At 76.2% G+C, this 17,048-nt stretch carries 12 protein-coding genes and 1 pseudogene; 10 read left to right on the top strand and 3 right to left on the bottom strand.

Annotation, left to right across the window (positions count from 1 at the left end):
• Positions 1-159: 159 nt before the first annotated feature.
• The 5 genes and pseudogenes from MTO91_RS06520 to MTO91_RS06500 all read left to right on the top strand — a co-directional run bounded on the left by MTO91_RS06520 (position 160) and on the right by MTO91_RS06500 (position 7,842).
• Positions 160-3,156: an LCP family protein gene (locus MTO91_RS06520; RefSeq protein ID WP_476654044.1), complete on the top strand. Its 2,997-nt coding sequence runs from the start codon at positions 160-162 to the stop codon at positions 3,154-3,156.
• Between the two features lie 125 nt (positions 3,157-3,281).
• Positions 3,282-4,293 (top strand): annotated as a pseudogene (locus MTO91_RS06515) (ABC transporter substrate-binding protein).
• A complete protein-coding gene (locus MTO91_RS06510) occupies positions 4,290-5,348 on the top strand; it encodes a FecCD family ABC transporter permease (protein ID WP_476654043.1) in 1,059 nt (352 codons plus the stop codon). The pseudogene MTO91_RS06515 and the gene MTO91_RS06510 overlap by 4 nt, the downstream one beginning before the upstream one ends.
• A complete protein-coding gene (locus MTO91_RS06505; RefSeq protein ID WP_476654042.1) occupies positions 5,345-6,397 on the top strand; it encodes a FecCD family ABC transporter permease in 1,053 nt (350 codons plus the stop codon). Before MTO91_RS06510 ends, MTO91_RS06505 begins: the two co-directional genes overlap by 4 nt.
• Positions 6,394-7,842: an ATP-binding cassette domain-containing protein gene (locus MTO91_RS06500; RefSeq protein ID WP_476654041.1), complete on the top strand. Its 1,449-nt coding sequence runs from the start codon at positions 6,394-6,396 to the stop codon at positions 7,840-7,842. Before MTO91_RS06505 ends, MTO91_RS06500 begins: the two co-directional genes overlap by 4 nt.
• Positions 7,843-7,861: 19 nt before the next feature.
• Here the strand turns inward: MTO91_RS06500 and MTO91_RS06495 are convergent, their stop codons facing one another.
• A complete protein-coding gene (locus tag MTO91_RS06495) occupies positions 7,862-9,499 on the bottom strand; it encodes an asparagine synthase-related protein (RefSeq protein WP_476654040.1) in 1,638 nt (545 codons plus the stop codon).
• 253 nt (positions 9,500-9,752) lie between these two features.
• Between MTO91_RS06495 and MTO91_RS06490 the strand changes: the two genes are divergently transcribed.
• From MTO91_RS06490 to MTO91_RS06475, 4 genes are all read left to right on the top strand, one after another.
• Positions 9,753-11,183, top strand: coding sequence for an NAD(P)/FAD-dependent oxidoreductase (locus MTO91_RS06490; RefSeq protein ID WP_251785386.1), 1,431 nt, complete (start codon positions 9,753-9,755; stop codon positions 11,181-11,183).
• 92 nt (positions 11,184-11,275) lie between these two features.
• The gene (locus MTO91_RS06485) at positions 11,276-11,719 is read left to right on the top strand and encodes a nuclear transport factor 2 family protein (RefSeq protein ID WP_251785388.1); all 444 of its coding nucleotides are present in this window, start codon (positions 11,276-11,278) and stop codon (positions 11,717-11,719) included.
• 247 nt (positions 11,720-11,966) lie between these two features.
• Positions 11,967-12,278: an integration host factor, actinobacterial type gene (gene mihF / locus MTO91_RS06480; RefSeq protein WP_020621796.1), complete on the top strand. Its 312-nt coding sequence runs from the start codon at positions 11,967-11,969 to the stop codon at positions 12,276-12,278.
• A 119-nt stretch (positions 12,279-12,397) separates the two neighbouring features.
• On the top strand, positions 12,398-13,390 hold the full coding sequence (locus MTO91_RS06475) for an alpha/beta fold hydrolase (protein WP_476654039.1): 993 nt from the start codon (positions 12,398-12,400) through the stop codon (positions 13,388-13,390).
• Here the strand turns inward: MTO91_RS06475 and MTO91_RS06470 are convergent.
• Positions 13,372-14,070, bottom strand: coding sequence for a response regulator (locus MTO91_RS06470; protein ID WP_073575477.1), 699 nt, complete (start codon positions 14,068-14,070; stop codon positions 13,372-13,374). The two genes, MTO91_RS06475 and MTO91_RS06470, sit on opposite strands and share 19 nt — an antisense overlap.
• Positions 14,067-15,695 (bottom strand): sensor histidine kinase, encoded by a 1,629-nt coding sequence (locus MTO91_RS06465; protein ID WP_405418872.1) that lies wholly within the window; start codon positions 15,693-15,695, stop codon positions 14,067-14,069. Before MTO91_RS06465 ends, MTO91_RS06470 begins: the two co-directional genes overlap by 4 nt.
• Positions 15,696-15,910: 215 nt before the next feature.
• Between MTO91_RS06465 and MTO91_RS06460 the strand changes: the two genes are divergently transcribed.
• Positions 15,911-16,873: a Bug family tripartite tricarboxylate transporter substrate binding protein gene (locus MTO91_RS06460; protein WP_476654820.1), complete on the top strand. Its 963-nt coding sequence runs from the start codon at positions 15,911-15,913 to the stop codon at positions 16,871-16,873.
• Positions 16,874-17,048 lie beyond the last annotated feature (175 nt).

Genomic DNA, 17,048 nt, shown 5'->3' with positions numbered 1-17,048 from the left:
ACCGGGGTGGGTGGCCGCTCACCGAGATCGTGATCACGGCAAGTACCCTCACCGGGACCCGAGCGCCGTCGTCGCCGCCGGGTGCGCAGGCACGTGCCGCGGCTCCTCCGCGCGGCACGGCCACCCCGCCCGTGCCGACCAGTGAAGGGGGTGCTCCGGGTGGACGAACGACCGCAGGAGGGCTCCCGCCCGACCGGTCCGGACCGGCCACGACGACCCGGCCCTCCCGAGCGCGCCCGCCGCGACGACCGCCCGCACCTGCGGGACGAGGCCCGGCGTGGCACCCCGCCCCGGGACCGCGGTGAGACCCCGCCGCCGAACGACCGTCGCGACACCCCGCCGCCCACCCGTGGCGGTGCCACACCCCCGCCCGGCCCCGCCGGGCCCCCGGCCCCGCAGTCCGGCAGGCCCGGTGACCGCAGGCCCCCGCAGTCCGGGAGGCCTCCCCAGGAGCAGCCGTCGGGCCCCCGGCGACGACCCGGTCCGCCCGCACCCGGTGCGCCACGCCCGCCCGCCGGTGACCCGCGCCCCGGGACCGGTCCCGCGGCGCGTCCCGGTGGCAGGCCCCCCGGCCCGCCGGACGGTGCCGGGCGCCCCGCCGAGGACGAGTCCTGGCTCCCCCGACGCGAGCGGGAGGCCCGGGCCGCGGTCCGGCAGGCCGCCGCCTGGTCGTCCCGCGCGACCCGGGAGGAGACCCCGGGCCGTGGTGGGCACAGCGACAGCAGGCCCACCGACATCCGTTCCATCCGCGCGACCCGTCGTGGCATCGGTGACACCGTGAAGGTCCCCGGCCGGCCGGACACCGCCGCGGAGCACCGGCGGCACCGCGCCTCCGAGCCCGACGCCCCGCCGGAGGAGCGTGACCGCGCGGCCCGGCTCAGCGGCGAGCTGCCGATCGTCCCGCGCCGGCCCGGTGGCCCGGACTCCGGTGGCGCGGTGCCCGGTGGTGCCGGTGCGTCCGCGCCCACGGGTTCGCGCCCGGACGCACCGTCGCGCCCCGGCGGTCCCGCGGTCCCGAGCGGTCCGGGTCGGTCGCGTCCGGGCCAGGCGGGCCCGGGGCCGCTGCCGCCGCGTGGCGCCCGGCGCCCCGGTGAGGCCCGTCCCGGTGCTCCCGACCCGCGGTCCGACGGCCGGCCCGACAGCGGCCCGCAGGCCGTACCGGGCCGTTCCACCGCGACCGGGCAGCCCGGCGGCGCCACCGCGCCCCCCTCCGGTGCGCGGTCGTCCGGCACCGCCCGCCCGGACGGCGCCCCCGGTCGGTCCGACACCGGCAGACCGGACGGACCGCAGGCACGCCCCGCCGACACACGCCCGGCAGGTCCGGGCGGGTCCGCGCCGGAGGCCCCGCGCGACACCTCGCGTTCCGCTCCTCCTCGGCCACCGCACACCGGTCTCGCCGCCGGTGCCGCGGCAGGCACCGCCGCGGCAGGAACCGCCGCAGCAGGCTCGGCGGCGGGAGACTCCGCGGCGAAGGCCCGGGGCGGCCGCGGTGAGAGGCGCGACGGGAACAGCACGCTGTCCCCGCCCGCCGGCAGGTCGGCCGCACCCGACCCCGCGCGGCGCACCCTCGCCGCCGCGCTCGGACTCACCGTGGCGTCCACCGTGGTGCCCGGCAGCGGACACCTCGCGCTGCGCCGCCGTCGTACCGGTGGGCTGATCCTCGGCACAGTGGTCGCGATCGTCGTCGGGCTGGCGGCGGTGGTACTCCTGGCCCGGCGCTCGACGCTGCTCCAGAACCTGCTGTCGACGACCACGCTGACCGTCATCGCGGTGGCGCTGGTGGTCGCCGGGATCGCCTGGATCGCCCAGGTCGCGCGGACCTACGCACTGGCCCGGCCGCGCGGGATGCCGCTCGGCCGGAAGATCCTCGGCACCGGGACCGCGGCCCTGCTGTGCCTCACCGTCGCCGTGCCCTTCGGCTACGGCGTCGAGCTGATGAACTCCCAGCGCGGGCTGCTGAACTCGCTGTTCCAGGGCGGCGGGACCTCGGCGGCCGAGGCGCTGGGCAAGCCCCGGCTGAACGTGCTGCTGCTGGGCAGCGACGCCGGCGACGACCGGACCGGTACCCGTACCGACACCATGATGGTCGCCAGCATCGACACCCGTTCCGGCCGGACGACGCTGTTCAGCCTGCCCCGCAACATCCAGCGGGCCGAGTTCCCGCCGGGCAGCCCGGCCGCGGAGGAGTTCCCGGACGGCTTCCACGACCCGTCGCAGCCGTTGTCGGGCGACTACCTGCTCAACGCCGTCTACGCCTATGCCGAGCAGCACCCGGAGATCGCGCCGTCGGGACCGACGTCGTCGCCGGGCATCAACCTGCTCCAGTCCTCGATCGCGTACATGACCGGCCTGCCGCTGGACTACTACCTCGAGGTCAACATGGCCGGGTTCTCCTCGATGATCGACGCCGTCGGCGGGGTCACCGTGAACGTCGGGCCCGAGCCGATCCCGGTCGGTGGCGTCACCGCGTTCGGCAGGCACGTCACCCCGGACCGCTACATCAGCCCCGGGGTGCAGACCCTGGGCGGCGAGGACGCGCTGTGGTTCGCGCGCTCCCGCCGGGACGGCACCGACTACCAGCGGATGGGCCGCCAGCGCTGCCTGATCCAGGCGGTCATCTCGCAGACGACCGCGACCGAGCTGATCTCCCGGTTCCAGAGCATCGCCGCGGTGACCCGGGACAACGTCGCCACCGACATGCCCCAGCAGGTGCTGCCCGCGCTGGCCGTCCTGGCCGACGAGGGGTTCCGGCTGGAGAGCGTCGCGTTCGACCCGTCGCTGCCGGACCCGAACTCCTCGACGGGCTACTTCGTCACCGCCGACCCCGACGTCTCCTACATGCGCGAGGTCGTCCGCAACGCCATCGCCGACCCGGCCCCGGAGCCGGCGCCCGGGAGCGCCCCGGCGCCCGCCGCCCCGACGACGCAGCCGTCCCCGAGCACGGAGTCGTCGCTGTCGTCCTCGGCGAGCGCGTCGCCGACCCCCGACCCGGCCGCGGCGCTGCCGCAGTCGGTCGAGGAGTCCTGCGCGGCGACGGGCGCGGCCGACGTCCCCGCCGGGGGCGAGCCCGGCACGTCGCAGGACCCCTCCGCGACCGGTTCGACCGGGGCCTCCGGCTCCGATCAGGTCGACGGCCTCCGTCCTGACCAGAACTGAGCGCTCCGCACCCGGGCCCGCCGTACCGGGGGCCGTGCGGCGCCAGTTGTGGCGCAGACGGCTGCGGTCCGCTCTTCCGTTCGCCGCACCCGGGATGGTGAAGTAAGGGTCACCTGTTCAGTGGAATGGCGGCCCTTACCGTGCGTCGAACGCTCCCCCTGTTCGCCGGTCTGCTCACCGTGGTGATGGTGCTGGCCGGATGCGGCTCACCGGCGCCCGCGCCCGCGCCGGGGACGGCTCCGTCCGGGGACGGCGCGTTCCCGGTGACGATCCCGACCGCGTTCGGCGACGTCACCGTCCCCGAGCAGCCCCGCCGGGTCGTCGCCCTCGGGTGGAGCGACGCCGAGACCGCACTGGCCCTGGGCGTCGAGCCGGTCGGGGCCGCGGACTGGCTGGCCGTCGGCGGCGACGGCCTCGGACCGTGGGAGCAGGCCCGCTACACCACCCCGCCGCAGATCCTCGGCACGCTCGAGGTCGACCTGGAGGCCGTCGCCGCGCTGGACCCGGACCTCGTCCTGGACACCCGGGCATCCGGCGCACGCGACCGCCACGACCGGCTGACCCAGCTCGGCGTCCCGGTGGTCGGCATCCCCGCCGGCGCGGAGAACTACAAGACGACCTGGCGCGACCAGCTCCGCACGGTCGGCGCCGCCCTGGGGAAGCCGCAGGAGGCGGCGCGCGCAGGCCGACCTGGAGCAGCGCTTCGCCGACGCCCGGGCACAGCACCCGCAGCTGCAGGGCGCCACCGTCGTGTCCGGGGCCCGCAACACCCTCGGCGAGTACGCCGCCTACACCGGTGACTCCGGGCGCCTGGCGTTCCTCCAGGAGCTGGGCATGGTCAATGCCCCGCAGATCGCGTCGCAGCGCACCGACGGCTTCTCCGTCCCGATCTCGCGGGAGCGGATGAATCTCCTCGACGCCGACGTCACCGTCATGCAGGCGATCTCGAAGGACACCTCGGCCATCGCGGGCGACCCGCTGTGGAAGGCCGTGCCGTCGGTCGCCGCCGGTCGAAGTGTGCTGCTGTCGGACCGCGACGTCTCCCAGGCGTTCTCCAGCGCCTCGGTCGACGGCTGGCGCTACGCCCTCGACCGCACCGTGGCCCCGCTCGCGGACGCGGCGGCGAAGGCGCGGTGACCGCCCCGGCGACCACCGCCCCCGTCCCGCCCCCGCCGGGCGCACCGGCGACGGTGCGGCGCCGGCGGTGGCCCGCCGCGGCCGGGCTGGCCGCCGCGCTGCTGGCCGTGGCCGCGCTCGGCCTGCTGGTCGGCGCCCGGCCGCTCGCGCCGGGGTTCGTGCTGGACGTGCTCACCGGCGCCGTCGACCGGTCCTCGCCGGACGCGCTCGTCGTCACCGAGGTGCGGCTGCCGCGCACGGTGCTGGCGGTCCTCGCCGGGGCCGCGCTCGGCGTGGCCGGGGTGCTCGCGCAGGGCATGACGCGCAACCCGATCGCCGAGCCCGGCATCCTCGGGCTCAACACCGGCGCCGCGCTCGCCGTCGTGCTCGGGATCGCGCTGCTCGGCGTCGACACCCTCACCGGCTACGTCTGGTTCGGCTTCGCCGGGGCGGCGGTGGCGGCCGTCGTCGTCGCGGGGGTGGCCGGGATCGGCCGGCGCGGCAGCGTCTCCCCCGCCACGCTGGCCCTGGCGGGCGCCGCGCTCGCCGCAGGCCTGCAGTCGATCACCACCCTGTTCCTGCTCACCGACCCCCAGGCCTTCGACGACTACCGGTTCTGGCAGGTCGGCTCGGTCGCCGGACGGGACCTGGGGATCGCCGCGCAGGCCGCGCCGTTCGTCGTCGCGGGGCTCGCGCTGGCCCTGACCTGCGGTCCGCGGCTCAACGCGCTGGCGCTGGGCGACGACGTCGCCCGGTCGTTCGGCCGCGCGGTCGGGACCGACCGCGCCGTGTGCGGGGTGGCCCTGGTCGAGCTGGCCGGGGCGGCGACCGCCGCCGCGGGACCGATCGCCTTCCTCGGGCTGGCCGTGCCGCACCTGGTGCGACGCCTCGCCGGGACCGACCACCGGGTGGTGCTGCCGCTGGCGGCGCTCGCCGGGCCCGTCCTGCTGCTGGCCGCGGACGTCCTCGGGCGGGTCGTCACCCCGCCCGGCGAGGTCCAGGCCGGGGTGGTGACGGCCGTGGTCGGCGCCCCGCTGTTCGTCGCGCTGGTCCGGCGGCGGAGATTCCTGCGATGAGCACCGGGACCGTCCCCGTCGGGGATCCCACCGCGGTGCTGCGCCGGATCCGGGCCCGATCCCGGCGCCGTCGTACGACGGCCGGGCTCGCCGTCACCGTCGCCGCGCTCGCCGCGTTCGTCGCCTCCCTCTCGGTGGGTGCGCAGGGCCTCGGTCCCGGCGACGTGCTGGCCGCGCTGACCGGGCTCGGCACGCCGCGCACCGAGCTGGTGGTGCTGCGGCTGCGGATGCCGCGGGCGCTGACCGCGTTGCTGGTCGGCGCGGCGCTCGGCCTGGCCGGGGCGTTGTTCCAGCGGGTGCTGCGCAACACCCTGGCCAGCCCGGACGTGATCGGTGTGGGTGCCGGTGCGGCCGTCGGTGCGGTCACCGCCTCGGTCGTGCTCGGCCTGTCCGCCACCGGGACCTCGGCCGGCGCGGTCCTCGGCGCCGTCGCGGCGGCGCTGCTCATCACCGTCCTGGCCCGCCGCGACGGCCTCGGCGGCACCCGCTTCGTGCTGGTCGGGGTCGGGATCGGGTCGGCGGCGATGGCCGTCGTGCCCTACCTGATGATCACCGCGTCGCTGACCACGGCACAGCAGACGCTGGTCTGGCTGACCGGCAGCGTCACCGAGACCGGCTGGTCCACCGCGGTCTCGCTGGCGCTCGCCTGCGCCGTGCTCGTCCCGGCCGGGCTGCTGCTGGCCCGCGCGTTGCCCCGCCTGGAGCTCGGCGACGACACCGCGACCGCGCTCGGGCTGCCCGTCGGCCGGGCCCGGGCCGCGCTGCTGGCGGTGGCCGTCCTGCTGGTCGCCGCCGCGGTCGCCGCGGCCGGGCCGGTCTCGTTCGTCGCGCTCGTCAGCGGGCCGCTCGCCGCGCGGCTCGCCGGCCCCGGGCGGGCGTCGCTGCCGCACGCCGCCGGGATCGGGGCCGCACTGGTACTGCTCGCCGACGTCGTCGCCCGCACCCTGATCGCCGAGGTCGCGCTGCCCGCGGGCGTCGTCACCGGCGCGATCGGCGCCCCCTACCTGCTGTGGCTGCTCGCCCGCTCCCGGACCGGAGGAACCCCGTGACCACGCCCGCCACCGCCCCCGCCGGGCCCGCGTTGGACGCCGACGACCTGGTCCTGCGCTACGACGAGCGCGTCGTCGTCGACGGCCTGACCGTGCACGTCCCGCCCGGCCGGATCACCGTGATCGTCGGTCCGAACGCCTGCGGCAAGTCCACGCTGCTGCGTGGGCTGGGCCGGATCGTCGCCCCGGCCGCCGGGACCGTGCGTCTCGACGGCACCGACGTCCGGACGCTGCCCGGCCGCGAGCTGGCCCGGCGGCTCGGGCTGCTCCCCCAGTCCCCGACCGCCCCGGACGGCATCACCGTCGCCGACCTGGTGGAACGCGGCCGGTCGCCGCACCAGGGCTGGTTCGGCGGCCGCGGCGACGCCGACGACGCCGCCGTCGCCGACGCGATGCGCGCGACCGGGGTGCTGGAGCTGGCCGACCGGCCGGTCGACGAGCTGTCCGGCGGTCAGCGGCAGCGCGTGTGGATCGCGATGGTGCTGGCCCAGGACACCGGGGCGCTGCTGCTCGACGAGCCGACCACGTTCCTGGACCTGCCGCACGCGGTCGAGGTGCTGGACCTGCTCGTCGACCGGAACCGGGTGCGGGGCAGCACGGTCGTCGTCGTCCTGCACGACCTGAACCTGGCCTGCCGCTACGCCGACCACCTGATCGCGATGGCCGACGGCGCGATCGTCGCGCAGGGCCCGCCCGCGACGACGATGACCGCAGACCTGGTGCGCCGGGTGTTCGGGATGGAGTCGCGGGTGGTGCCCGACCCGGTCGCGGGCACCCCGATGGTCGTCCCGGCCGGCCGGCACCACCCGCTCGCCGCACCGGGCACCGGCGCGGCCGACGGTTCCGGGATCCGGACCGAGGAGGAGCTGCGCGCCGTCGTCGCGGAGCCGCACCCGCTGGTCGCGCACAAGTCCACCGACCGGGTCGACGAGGTCGCCGCCCGGTTCGTCGCCGCGTCGCCGCTGGTCTTCCTGGGCACCACCGCCCCCGACGGCACCGTGACGGTGACCCCGCGCGGCGACGCGCCCGGCTCCGTGCGGGTCCTCGACGGCGGTCGCCGCCTCGCCGTCCCGGAACGACCGGGCAACCGCCGCGTCGACAGCATGCGCAACCTGCTCGCCCGCGACGGCGTCGGCCTGACGTTCTGCATGCCGCGCTCGGCCCACGTGCTGCGCGTGCACGGCCGGGCCCGGGTCACCCGGGACCCCGGGGTGCTGGCGTTGTGGGGCCCGTCCGACGCCGACGCCCGGGGCCCGGCGGCCCACCGGCCACCGCCGCTGGCGCTGCTGGTCGACGTGCACGACGCCTACGTGCACTGCGGCCGGGCGCTGACCGCGGCCGGCCTGTGGGACCCCGACAGCTGGGGCGACGGCGACGACACCCCCGGCCTGAAGGAGCTCGCCGACGCGTCCCGCGCCGACCGGGCGGCCCGGGCCCGGGGCTGACCCGGGGCCGACCTGCGGCTCAGGCCGTCGCGAACGCCCCGAGCACGTGGTCCGGCCGGATCCCGTCGAAGTGGGAGCGCCAGATCCCGTGGTAGAGGACCTCCTCCTCGCTGCGCAGCGGCCAGGAGTCGGACGGGTGCTCGGGCACCCCGTCGGTCACCCCGGCGTCGGCCGCGGCGGCGGCCTTGCGGGCGGCCAGCTCGGCGAGCACGGTGCCGGCGCCGGAGCCGTCGCCGAACTGCTCCTTGCCGCGCCACAGCAGGTCCTCGGGCAGCCAGCCCTCGAACGCCTCGCGCAGGATCGCCTTCTCGGGGCGGCCGTCCGGGCACTGCTTCCACTCCGGCGGCAGCGCCAGCGCGGCCCGGACCAGGCCGGAGTCCAGGAACGGCTCGCGGGCCTCCAGGCCGAAGTACATGGTGGTGCGGTCGCAGCGCTGCAGGTTGAGGTGGTGCAGCTGCTCCAGCGAGCGGACCAGCTCGGCCTGCAGGGTGTCCGGGTCGGCGTACTCGGGGCCGTGGATGTAGGAGTACCCGGCGAACAGCTCGTCGGCGCCCTCCCCGGTGAGCACGACCTTGACCTTCTTCGCCGCCTCGCGGGCGAGGATCAGGTTGGGCACCGCGCTGCGGACCAGGGCCGGGTCGTAGTGCTCGATGACCTCGACGGCGTGGTCGAGGGCCTCGGCGATGTCCTCGGGGGTCACCAGGATCTCGTGGTGGTCCGACCCGATGTGCGCGGCGACCTTGCGGGCCGCGATCAGGTCACCGGACTCGGCGGTCCCGACGGCGAAGGTGGGCAGCTGCTCGCCACGGGCCCGGGCCTCCTGCGCGGCGATGGCCGCGACCAGCGCCGAGTCCAGGCCACCGGACAGGAACACGCCGACCCCGACGTCGGACATCATCCGGCGACGGACCGCGGACACCACGGCCTCGCGCACCCGGGACAGGTCCGCGTCGTCCCAGCCGGGGCGGATCGCGCGGCGTGCCGGGCGGACCTCGACCGGCACGGCGTCGGCGAACCGCACCAGCCCCGACGACGGGCTCCACAGGCAGCCGGGCGGGAACGAGCGCACGTGCGGGCGGTCCTCGGGGTCGAACGCGCGGAGCTCGCTGGCGAACAGCACCGTCTCCGACGGGTCCGGCGCGGTGTACGGGACGGCCCCGGCCGCACCGCCGCCGTCACGGAGCTCTGCCGGCGGCACCCAGTACAACGGCTTCACGCCGAACGGATCCCGGGCGACGAGCCCGGCGCCGTCGGTGCGCCCCATGGCGACGGCGAACATGCCGTTCAGGGAGGCGACCGCGGCCTGGCCGTCCCACATCACCGCGTGCAGCGCGGCCTCGGTGTCGGACTTGGTGCGCACCGTGCCGTCCGGGAACGCCTTGGCGATGCGCTCGTGGTTGTAGATCTCGCCGTTGCCGACGATCCACGCGGTGCGGGCGACGTCGGACATCGGCTGGTGCCCACCGCTGACGTCCATGATCGACAGGCGCTGATGGCCGAGCCAGGTGTTCCCCACGACCTGCACGCCGGTGTCGTCGGGGCCGCGGTGCGCCACCCGGGCGAGCATCCGCTCGTACTTCCCGGGGTCGGCGGGCTCACCGCCCGGCCACGCCGTGGGTCCACCGAACGCAGCCACGATCCCGCACATGGGCTCCATCGTCGCACGGTCGTGCGCACCCGCATCCCGGCTTCCGCTCCCCCACCGTGTGAGTTCGGACTCTGAAAGGCGTTTCCGGAGCGATCCGAATTGCCCCGGCGGCCGTGGGTTCGTACGGTCGGAGACCGGCCAGGACGGCCGCCGTCCACCGCCGACACCAGGACTCAGGGTCCGGAGGCGGGGACCGACACCGGCCATCGAGCAGGTGCGCGGTGATGCCGCGCCAGGACCGACCGACAAGGGGCGGACTCAGGTGAGCACGGCAGAGCACGACGAGCGGCAGGGCCGGCACAAGGTCGTGATCGTCGGCGGAGGGTTCGGCGGTGTGCAGGCCGCCAAGGCGCTCAAGGGCGCCGATGTCGACGTGACGATCGTCGACCGCACGAACCACCACCTCTTCCAGCCGCTGCTCTACCAGGTCGCGACGGGCATCCTGTCCCCCGGCCTGATCGCCCCGGCCCTGCGCCGGGTGCTGAAGAAGCAGAGCAACGTCCGCACTCTGCTCGCCGAGGTCGGCGACATCGACCTCGAGGCCAAGGTCGTCCACGCGGCCGCGCCGGACGGGCAGCGGATCGTGCTGCCCTACGACACCCTCGTCGTCGCCGCGGGCGCCACGCACGCCTACTTCGGGCACCCGGAGTGGGCCGAGCACGCGCCCGGCATGAAGTCGATCGAGGACGCCCGGCTGCTGCGCTCGCGCATCCTGGGTGCCTACGAGCTCGCCGAGGTCGCGACGACCGAGGAGGAGAAGCAGGCGTGGATGACCTTCGTGGTCGTCGGCGCCGGCCCCACCGGCGTCGAGCTCGCCGGTCAGCTCGCCGAGCTGGCGCAGTACGTGCTGCCGCGTGAGTACCGGTCGATCGACACCCGCTCCGCGCGGATCATCCTGCTCGACGCGGCGCCGGCGGTGCTCCCGCCGTTCGCGAAGAAGCTGCAGAACTACACGCGCAAGACGCTGGAGAAGAAGGGTATCGAGGTCCGCCTGAACACCATGGCGACCGGGATGGACGCCGACTCCATCACGGTGAAGGGCCCGAACGGCGAGGAGCGCATCACCGCCCGCACCAAGGTGTGGGCCGCGGGCGTCCAGGCGTCGCCGCTGGGCGAGCTGCTGGCGAAGGCCTCCGGCGGCGAGGTGGACCGCGCGGGCCGTCTCACCGTGGACCCGGACTGCAGCCTGCCGGACCGCCGCGACGTGTTCGCGATCGGCGACATGGTCTCCACCATCGACCGGCTGCCCGGCGTCGCGCAGGTCGCGATGCAGCAGGGCACCTACGTCGGCAAGCTGATCAAGGCACGGGCGAAGGGCGACGACACCACCCCGGCCCCGTTCAAGTACTTCGACAAGGGCTCGATGGCCACCATCGGCGCCCGCGAGGCCGTCGCCGACGTCCGCGGCATCAAGCTCACCGGCTGGCTCGGGTACTTCATCTGGTGCTACGTGCACGTGATGTTCCTGATCGGCTGGGGCAACCGCTTCGGCACGCTCTACAACTGGCTGCGGTCGCTGCGCTACGCCCGCTTCCGCGGGCACCGGCTGATCAGCGTCACCGCCTCCTACGACAAGGCGGTCGACCCGGAGAAGCCGCTGGGCGAGAAGACCGACGAGCGCGCCGAGCTGGACCCGCGGGTCTCGCCCGGCACGCCGCCCGCGCCCGAGGAGCGCCCGGCCGCCACGGCCTGAGCCGGCCACGCACCACGACCGACGCCCGGGGGCCACGTGCCCCCGGGCGTCGTCGCGTGCGCGGGTGGGCCGGGGCGTGGCACCGTGATCCGGTGACCCCGGCGATGCAGGTCCTGATGCGCGACATCGCACGGCTCTGGGACACCGCGGCCGACGCGCTCTACGCGGCGGGCGACCCCGGCCCGGCGACGGCCGCGCTGGCCACCGACGTGAGCTGGACCGAGCTGCCGACCGGCGCCGGGGGCCACGGCCGGGACGCGGTCGCCGCGCACCTGGCCGCCCTCGCGGCGGCCCGGCCGTCCGGGCTGACCCGGACCCGGGTGTCGCGCACCGTCGACGTCCGCCGGGTGGTCGACGAGGTCCGCGTCGGCTTCACCCACGACCGGGAGCTGCCGTGGCTGGTGCCCGGGCTCGCCCCCACCGGACGCGCGGCGGAGGTGCTGGCGGTGCAGCTGGTGCGGGTGCGGCAGGGCCGGATCGACGAGGTCCGGACCCTCTGGGACGTCACGGGACTGCGCTCCGTGCTCGAACGGTGAGCCCATCGTCACCGCTTCCGCGCTTTCATGCCGCTGACCTGCGGCAACAGCCCCGACCCCGCGCCGTGCGACGGGCGGTCGCCCGGGTGCGGTGAGCCGCGCCACGGACGGCCCCGAACAGGGCCGACACGCCCTGAGGAGGGGGTTCCCGCAGGTCGTGGCGATGTCTCTGCCAGTCTGTACCGCGATCGGAGATGGCAGTCCACCCCGGTGAGCGGGGTGCGTGAACCGAGAGGAGTTGTCAGCGATGGCTCTGCCCACCCTGACCCCGGAGCAGCGCGCCGAGGCGCTCAAGAAGGCGGCTGCGGCCCGTACCGCCCGCAAGGAGCTCCGCGACAAGATCGCCAGCGGCGAGGAGACCATCCCCGCGGTGCTGGGTCGCGCGAAGACCGACCAGATCGTCGGGAAGACCAAGGTCGCGGACCTGCTCAAGAGCGTCCCGGGCTGGGGCCCGGCGAAGGTCTCCAAGGTGATGGAGGAGGCCGGCATCGACGTGTCGCGCCGTGCCGCCGGCCTCGGCGACCGTCAGCGCGCCGCGCTGATCGAGAAGGTCGGCTGACCTTCCCCCAGCTCCTCGCGACGGCCCGGTACGCACACTGTGCGGACCGGGCCGTCGCGCGTTCCGGGTAGGGCCCGGTCGGCGGAGGCGGGTCGTCACCGGTCTGGCAGCCTGCGCATGTGGAGATCGCCGGCACCGTACGCGAGGTCGAGACCGAGCCGGGCGTGACCCTCTGGGTGCAGGACCTGCCCGCACACCGGCCGACGCCGGCGGCGCCGGTGCTGCTGGTGAACGGGGCGGGCTCGGCCGGGTACGGCTGGCCGGACGCGCTGGTCGAGGTGCTGCGCGAGCGGCACCGGGTGGTCCGCTACGACCATCGCGACACCGGCCGTTCGACCCACGCGTTCGAGGACCGGCCCTACGCCGTCGCCGACCTGGCGACCGACGCACTCGCGGTGCTCGACGGCTGCGGGATCGACCGGGCGCACCTGGTCGGGATGTCGATGGGCGGGACGCTGGTCCAGCTGCTCGCGCTCGACGCGCCGCACCGCATGGTCAGCGCGACGCTGCTGTGCACCGCGGCGCTCGACACCGGCGACGCCGACCTGCCCGGCCCGACCCGGGACGTGCAGCGGATGTGGCAGGAGCTGGGCGACCCGCGTGACGAGGCCGGGGAGCTGGCCTGGCGGGTCGAGTACTGGCGACGCGTCTCCGGCGGGGTGCTGCCGTTCGACACCGCGGAGTTCGCCGCGCGGGAGCGGCGGATCATGGAGCACACCGGGCGGGTCGAGCCGTGCACCGCGCACGCCCAGGCCGATCCCGACGGGCTGGACCGCGGCGCCGAGCTGGGCTCGGTCACGGTGCCGACGCTCGTCGTCGAGGCGCCGGAGGACCCGGTGCACCCGCCGCCGCACGCCGACCACCTGGCGGCGCGGATCGGGGCGGCCGCGCAGCTCGTCACGGTGGACGGGATGGGGCACGCGCTGCCGGACCTGCTGTGCGAGCCGATCGCGGCGGTGCTGCTGGAGCACGCCGCCGAGGCCGAGGAGGCGGAGGCCGACCCGGTGGCACCGCAGGCGGAGACCGACCCGGTGGCACCGCAGGCGGAGACCGAGCCGGCGGCGCCGCACGCGGAGGCGCTGCGGGGGGCCGGTCAGCCGACCCAGCGGTAGCGGCGCTCCGGGCGGCCGGTGCCGCCGTAGCGCAGCCGTACGGTGACCTGCCCGGTCGACACGAAGTGCTCCAGGTAGCGGCGTGCGCTGACCCGGGACAGCCGGGTGGCCTCGGCGCACTCGGTCGCCGACAGGTCCGCCTCCGCGTCGGTCCCCGAGTGCGCGCGCAGCGTGCCCGCGACGAGCTCCGCGGTCGGGGTGGTCAGCCCCTTCGGCATCCGTTCCGGGCCGCCGGGGGTGCGGGCCGGGGCGGCGCCGGTGCCGCCGAAGAGCCGGTCGATGTCGGACTGGTCGCGGACCCGGTCCAGGTCGCGCCGGATCCGCGTCGCGCGGTGCACCTGGGCGGCGAGCGCGGCGGAGTCGAACGGCTTGACGAGGTAGTGCAGCGCGCCGCCGTGCAGGGCGGCGGCGACCGTGTCGGAGTCGTCGGCGGCCGTCACGACCAGCACGAACGGGTCGTCGGCGGCCCCGGTGCGCAGCCGCGTCAGCACCTCCAAGCCGGACATGTCGGGGAGGTAGACGTCGAGCAGCACCAGCTCCGGGCGGAGCCGGGCGGCGGCGTCGAGGGCGTCGGCGCCGTTGTGCGCGACGCCGACCACGGTGCAGCCCTCGATCCGCTCCACGTAGCCGGAGTGGACCTTGGCGACCATGAAGTCGTCGTCGACGACCAGGACCCTCACACCCGCACCCCCGTCGGCGCCACCGGCAGCACCGCCTCGAACACCGCACCGACCCGGCCCGCCGGCGCCGGCCGCACCGCGATGGTGCCACCCCGGCGCAGACACGCCTGCCGGGCCAGGGCCAGGCCGAGCCCGCGGCCGCCGATCTCGGCGGCCTTGGTCGAGTAGCCGGCCCGGAACACCTCCTCGGCCAGCTCGGAGGCGATCCCGGGGCCGGAGTCGCGGACCTCGACCCAGACCTCGTCGCCGTCGGTGTCGCCGCCGCCGGCGAGCCCGATCTCGATCCGGCGCGGGCCGTCCCGCCCGGCGGTCGCGTCGATCGCGTTGTCGATCAGGTTGCCGAGCACGGTCACGAGGTCGGCGGACAGGTCCGGGTCGTGGTCGGGGTCGGTCGGGTCGAGCCGGGACTCCGGGTCCAGGGCCAGCTCGACGCCGCGCTCGGCGGCCTGGCTGTTCTTCGCGACGAGCAGCGCGGCCGTCGCCGGGTCGCCGACGCTGGCGGTGACCTCGCGGCGCCACCCCTCCGAGGCGGCGACGATCCCGGCGACGAACCGGCGCACCTCGTCGTGCTCGCCGAGCTCGGTGAGACCGGCGATGGTGTGCAGCCGGTTGGAGAACTCGTGGGCCTGGGCGCGCAGGGTGTCGGTGACGGTGTGCGAGGCGTCGAGCCGGTGCTGCAGGGTGGTGAGCTCGGTGCGGTCCCGCAGGGTGACCACGGCGCCCACGTCGCGGCCGTCGACGCGGACCGGGCGGCGGTTGAGCACCAGGGCCCGGGTGTCGCGCAGCACGAGCTGGTCCTCGCCGTCGGCGGCACCGGTGAGGACCTCGCGGAGCCGGTCGTCGAGGCCGAGGTCGGCGACGGCGTCGCCCTCGCGGGCGCCGGGCAGCTCCAGCAGCTCGCGGGCGACCGGGTTGAGCAGGGTGATCCGGTCGGCGGTGTCCAGCCCGACCACGCCCTCCTTGATGCCGAGCAGCATCGCCTCGCGGCGCTGCACCAGCTCGACGATCTCGTCGGGCTCCAGGCCGAGGGTCTGGCGGCGGACCCGCCGGGCGAGCAGCAGCGACCCGAGGACGCCGACGCCCAGGGCCAGCCCCAGCAGCGCGCCGGTCTCCGCGCGGGCCCCGGCGAGGGACTCCCACAGCGACGGGGCGCGGATCCCGGCCGACACCAGCCCGGCGACGGCGCCGCGGTCGTCGATCACCGGCACCTGGGCGACGACGGCGCGCCCGTCGGGGTTGCCGACCCAGGCCCGGCCCTGCGGCGCGGTGCTGGCACCGGGGTCGAACCGCTGCCGGACCCGGGACGGGTCCGGTGAGGTGCGCACGACCAGACCGGCGTCGACGATCTCGATCTCGTCGGCCCCGGACAGGTTCTCCGCGCTGCGGGCGAACGACGGAAGCAGGTCGTAGCGGCGGGTCTGCAACGCCTCGCGCACGGTCGGTACGGACGCGACGTCCTCGGCGACCGACAGCATCCGGCGTCCCTGGGTCTCGCGGAACGACTCCGAGGACTGCACGGCGGCCAGCGCCGCGACCGCGCCGAGCAGCACGACCACGACCACCAGCTGCCAGACGAGGAACTGGCGGGCCAGCGGTCCACCCGTCCCCCCGGCGCGCCGTCGCATGCGCCCAGCGTAGGACGTGCGGCGACGGCGGCGGGCACGCGAGGCGGCGGGACCACGACGCGTCGCGCGGCTCACCTCGGTGGACCGGCCCGGCCGCGGACGCGCAGACTCACCGGCGGCGGCACGGCGACGGGCGGGTGGGCATGGCGGGGACGGTGACGCGGCCCGGCGGGGCGCCGATCGCCCGCGGCGCCCGCCGGGGTCCGGTCGTCTCGCTGGTCGTGGTGCTCGTGCTGGCCCTCGCCGCGGTCGTCGTCCCGATCGTGCTGACCGACGGGCCGCGGCCGCTGTCCGACCTGCGCATCCTGGTCCCCAACCCACCCGGCGGCGGCTACGACGTCACCGCCCGCAGCGCGGCCAAGGTGCTGTCCGACACCGGGATCGCCGGCCCGGTCGAGGTGTTCAACCTGTCCGGTGCCGGCGGGATCGCCGGGCTCGGCCGGGTCGAGGGCGAGGCGGGCAACGGCAGGCTCCTGATGAGCATGGGGCTCGGGATCGTCGGGGCGACCGCGTCCCGCGACACCCCGCTCTCGCTCTCCGGCACCACGCCGATCGCGCGGCTGACCGAGGAGTCGGAGATCGTCGTCGTGCCCGCGGACTCGCCCTACCGCGACGTCCGCGCCCTGCTCGACGCCTGGCGCGCCGCCCCCGGCGGGCTCACCGTCGGCGGCGGCTCGAGCGTCGGTGGGCCGGACCACCTCGCCACGATGCTGCTCGCCGAGGGCACCGGCATCGCGCCCGCCCGGGTCCGCTACGTGTCCTACGAGGGCGGGGGTCCGTTGCTCGCGGCGGTGCTGCGCGGCGAGGTGGGCTTCGCGGTGTCCGGGGTGGGCGAGTTCGCCGACCAGATCGGGTCCGGTGACCTGCGGGTGCTCGCGGTGACCGCGGGCGAGCGGGTACCCGGCCTCGACGTGCCGACGCTGCGCGAGTCGGGGGTGGACGTGGAGTTCAGCAACTGGCGCGGGCTGGTCGCGCCGCCCGGGCTGGCCGACGCCGACCGCGCCGCGCTGGCCGACGCCGTGTCCGCGATGCGCGACACCCCCGAGTGGCGGCAGGTGCTGGCCGCGAACGGGTGGCGCGACGCCTGGCTCCCGGGCGCGGACTTCGCCCGGTTCACCGCCGCCGAGAACGAGCGGGTGGAGCACGTCCTGGGCGAGCTGGGGCTGCGGTCACGCTGACCCGCGCACCCGGGCCGCGGTGACCGTAACGACCACAACGACCGTTGTGGCCGTTACGGAGACATCGGAGGGGTGACTCCGCACACTGCAACGCGTTCGCTTCGCAACGGTGAGATCGGACGCAGATGCCTCAGACGGCTCCTCCACGAACGCAGGACCGGCCCCCGCCGGACGA

This window comes from Pseudonocardia sp. 2-7 (genome assembly GCF_056341085.1).
This window is presented reverse-complemented; position numbering and strand designations above follow the sequence as displayed.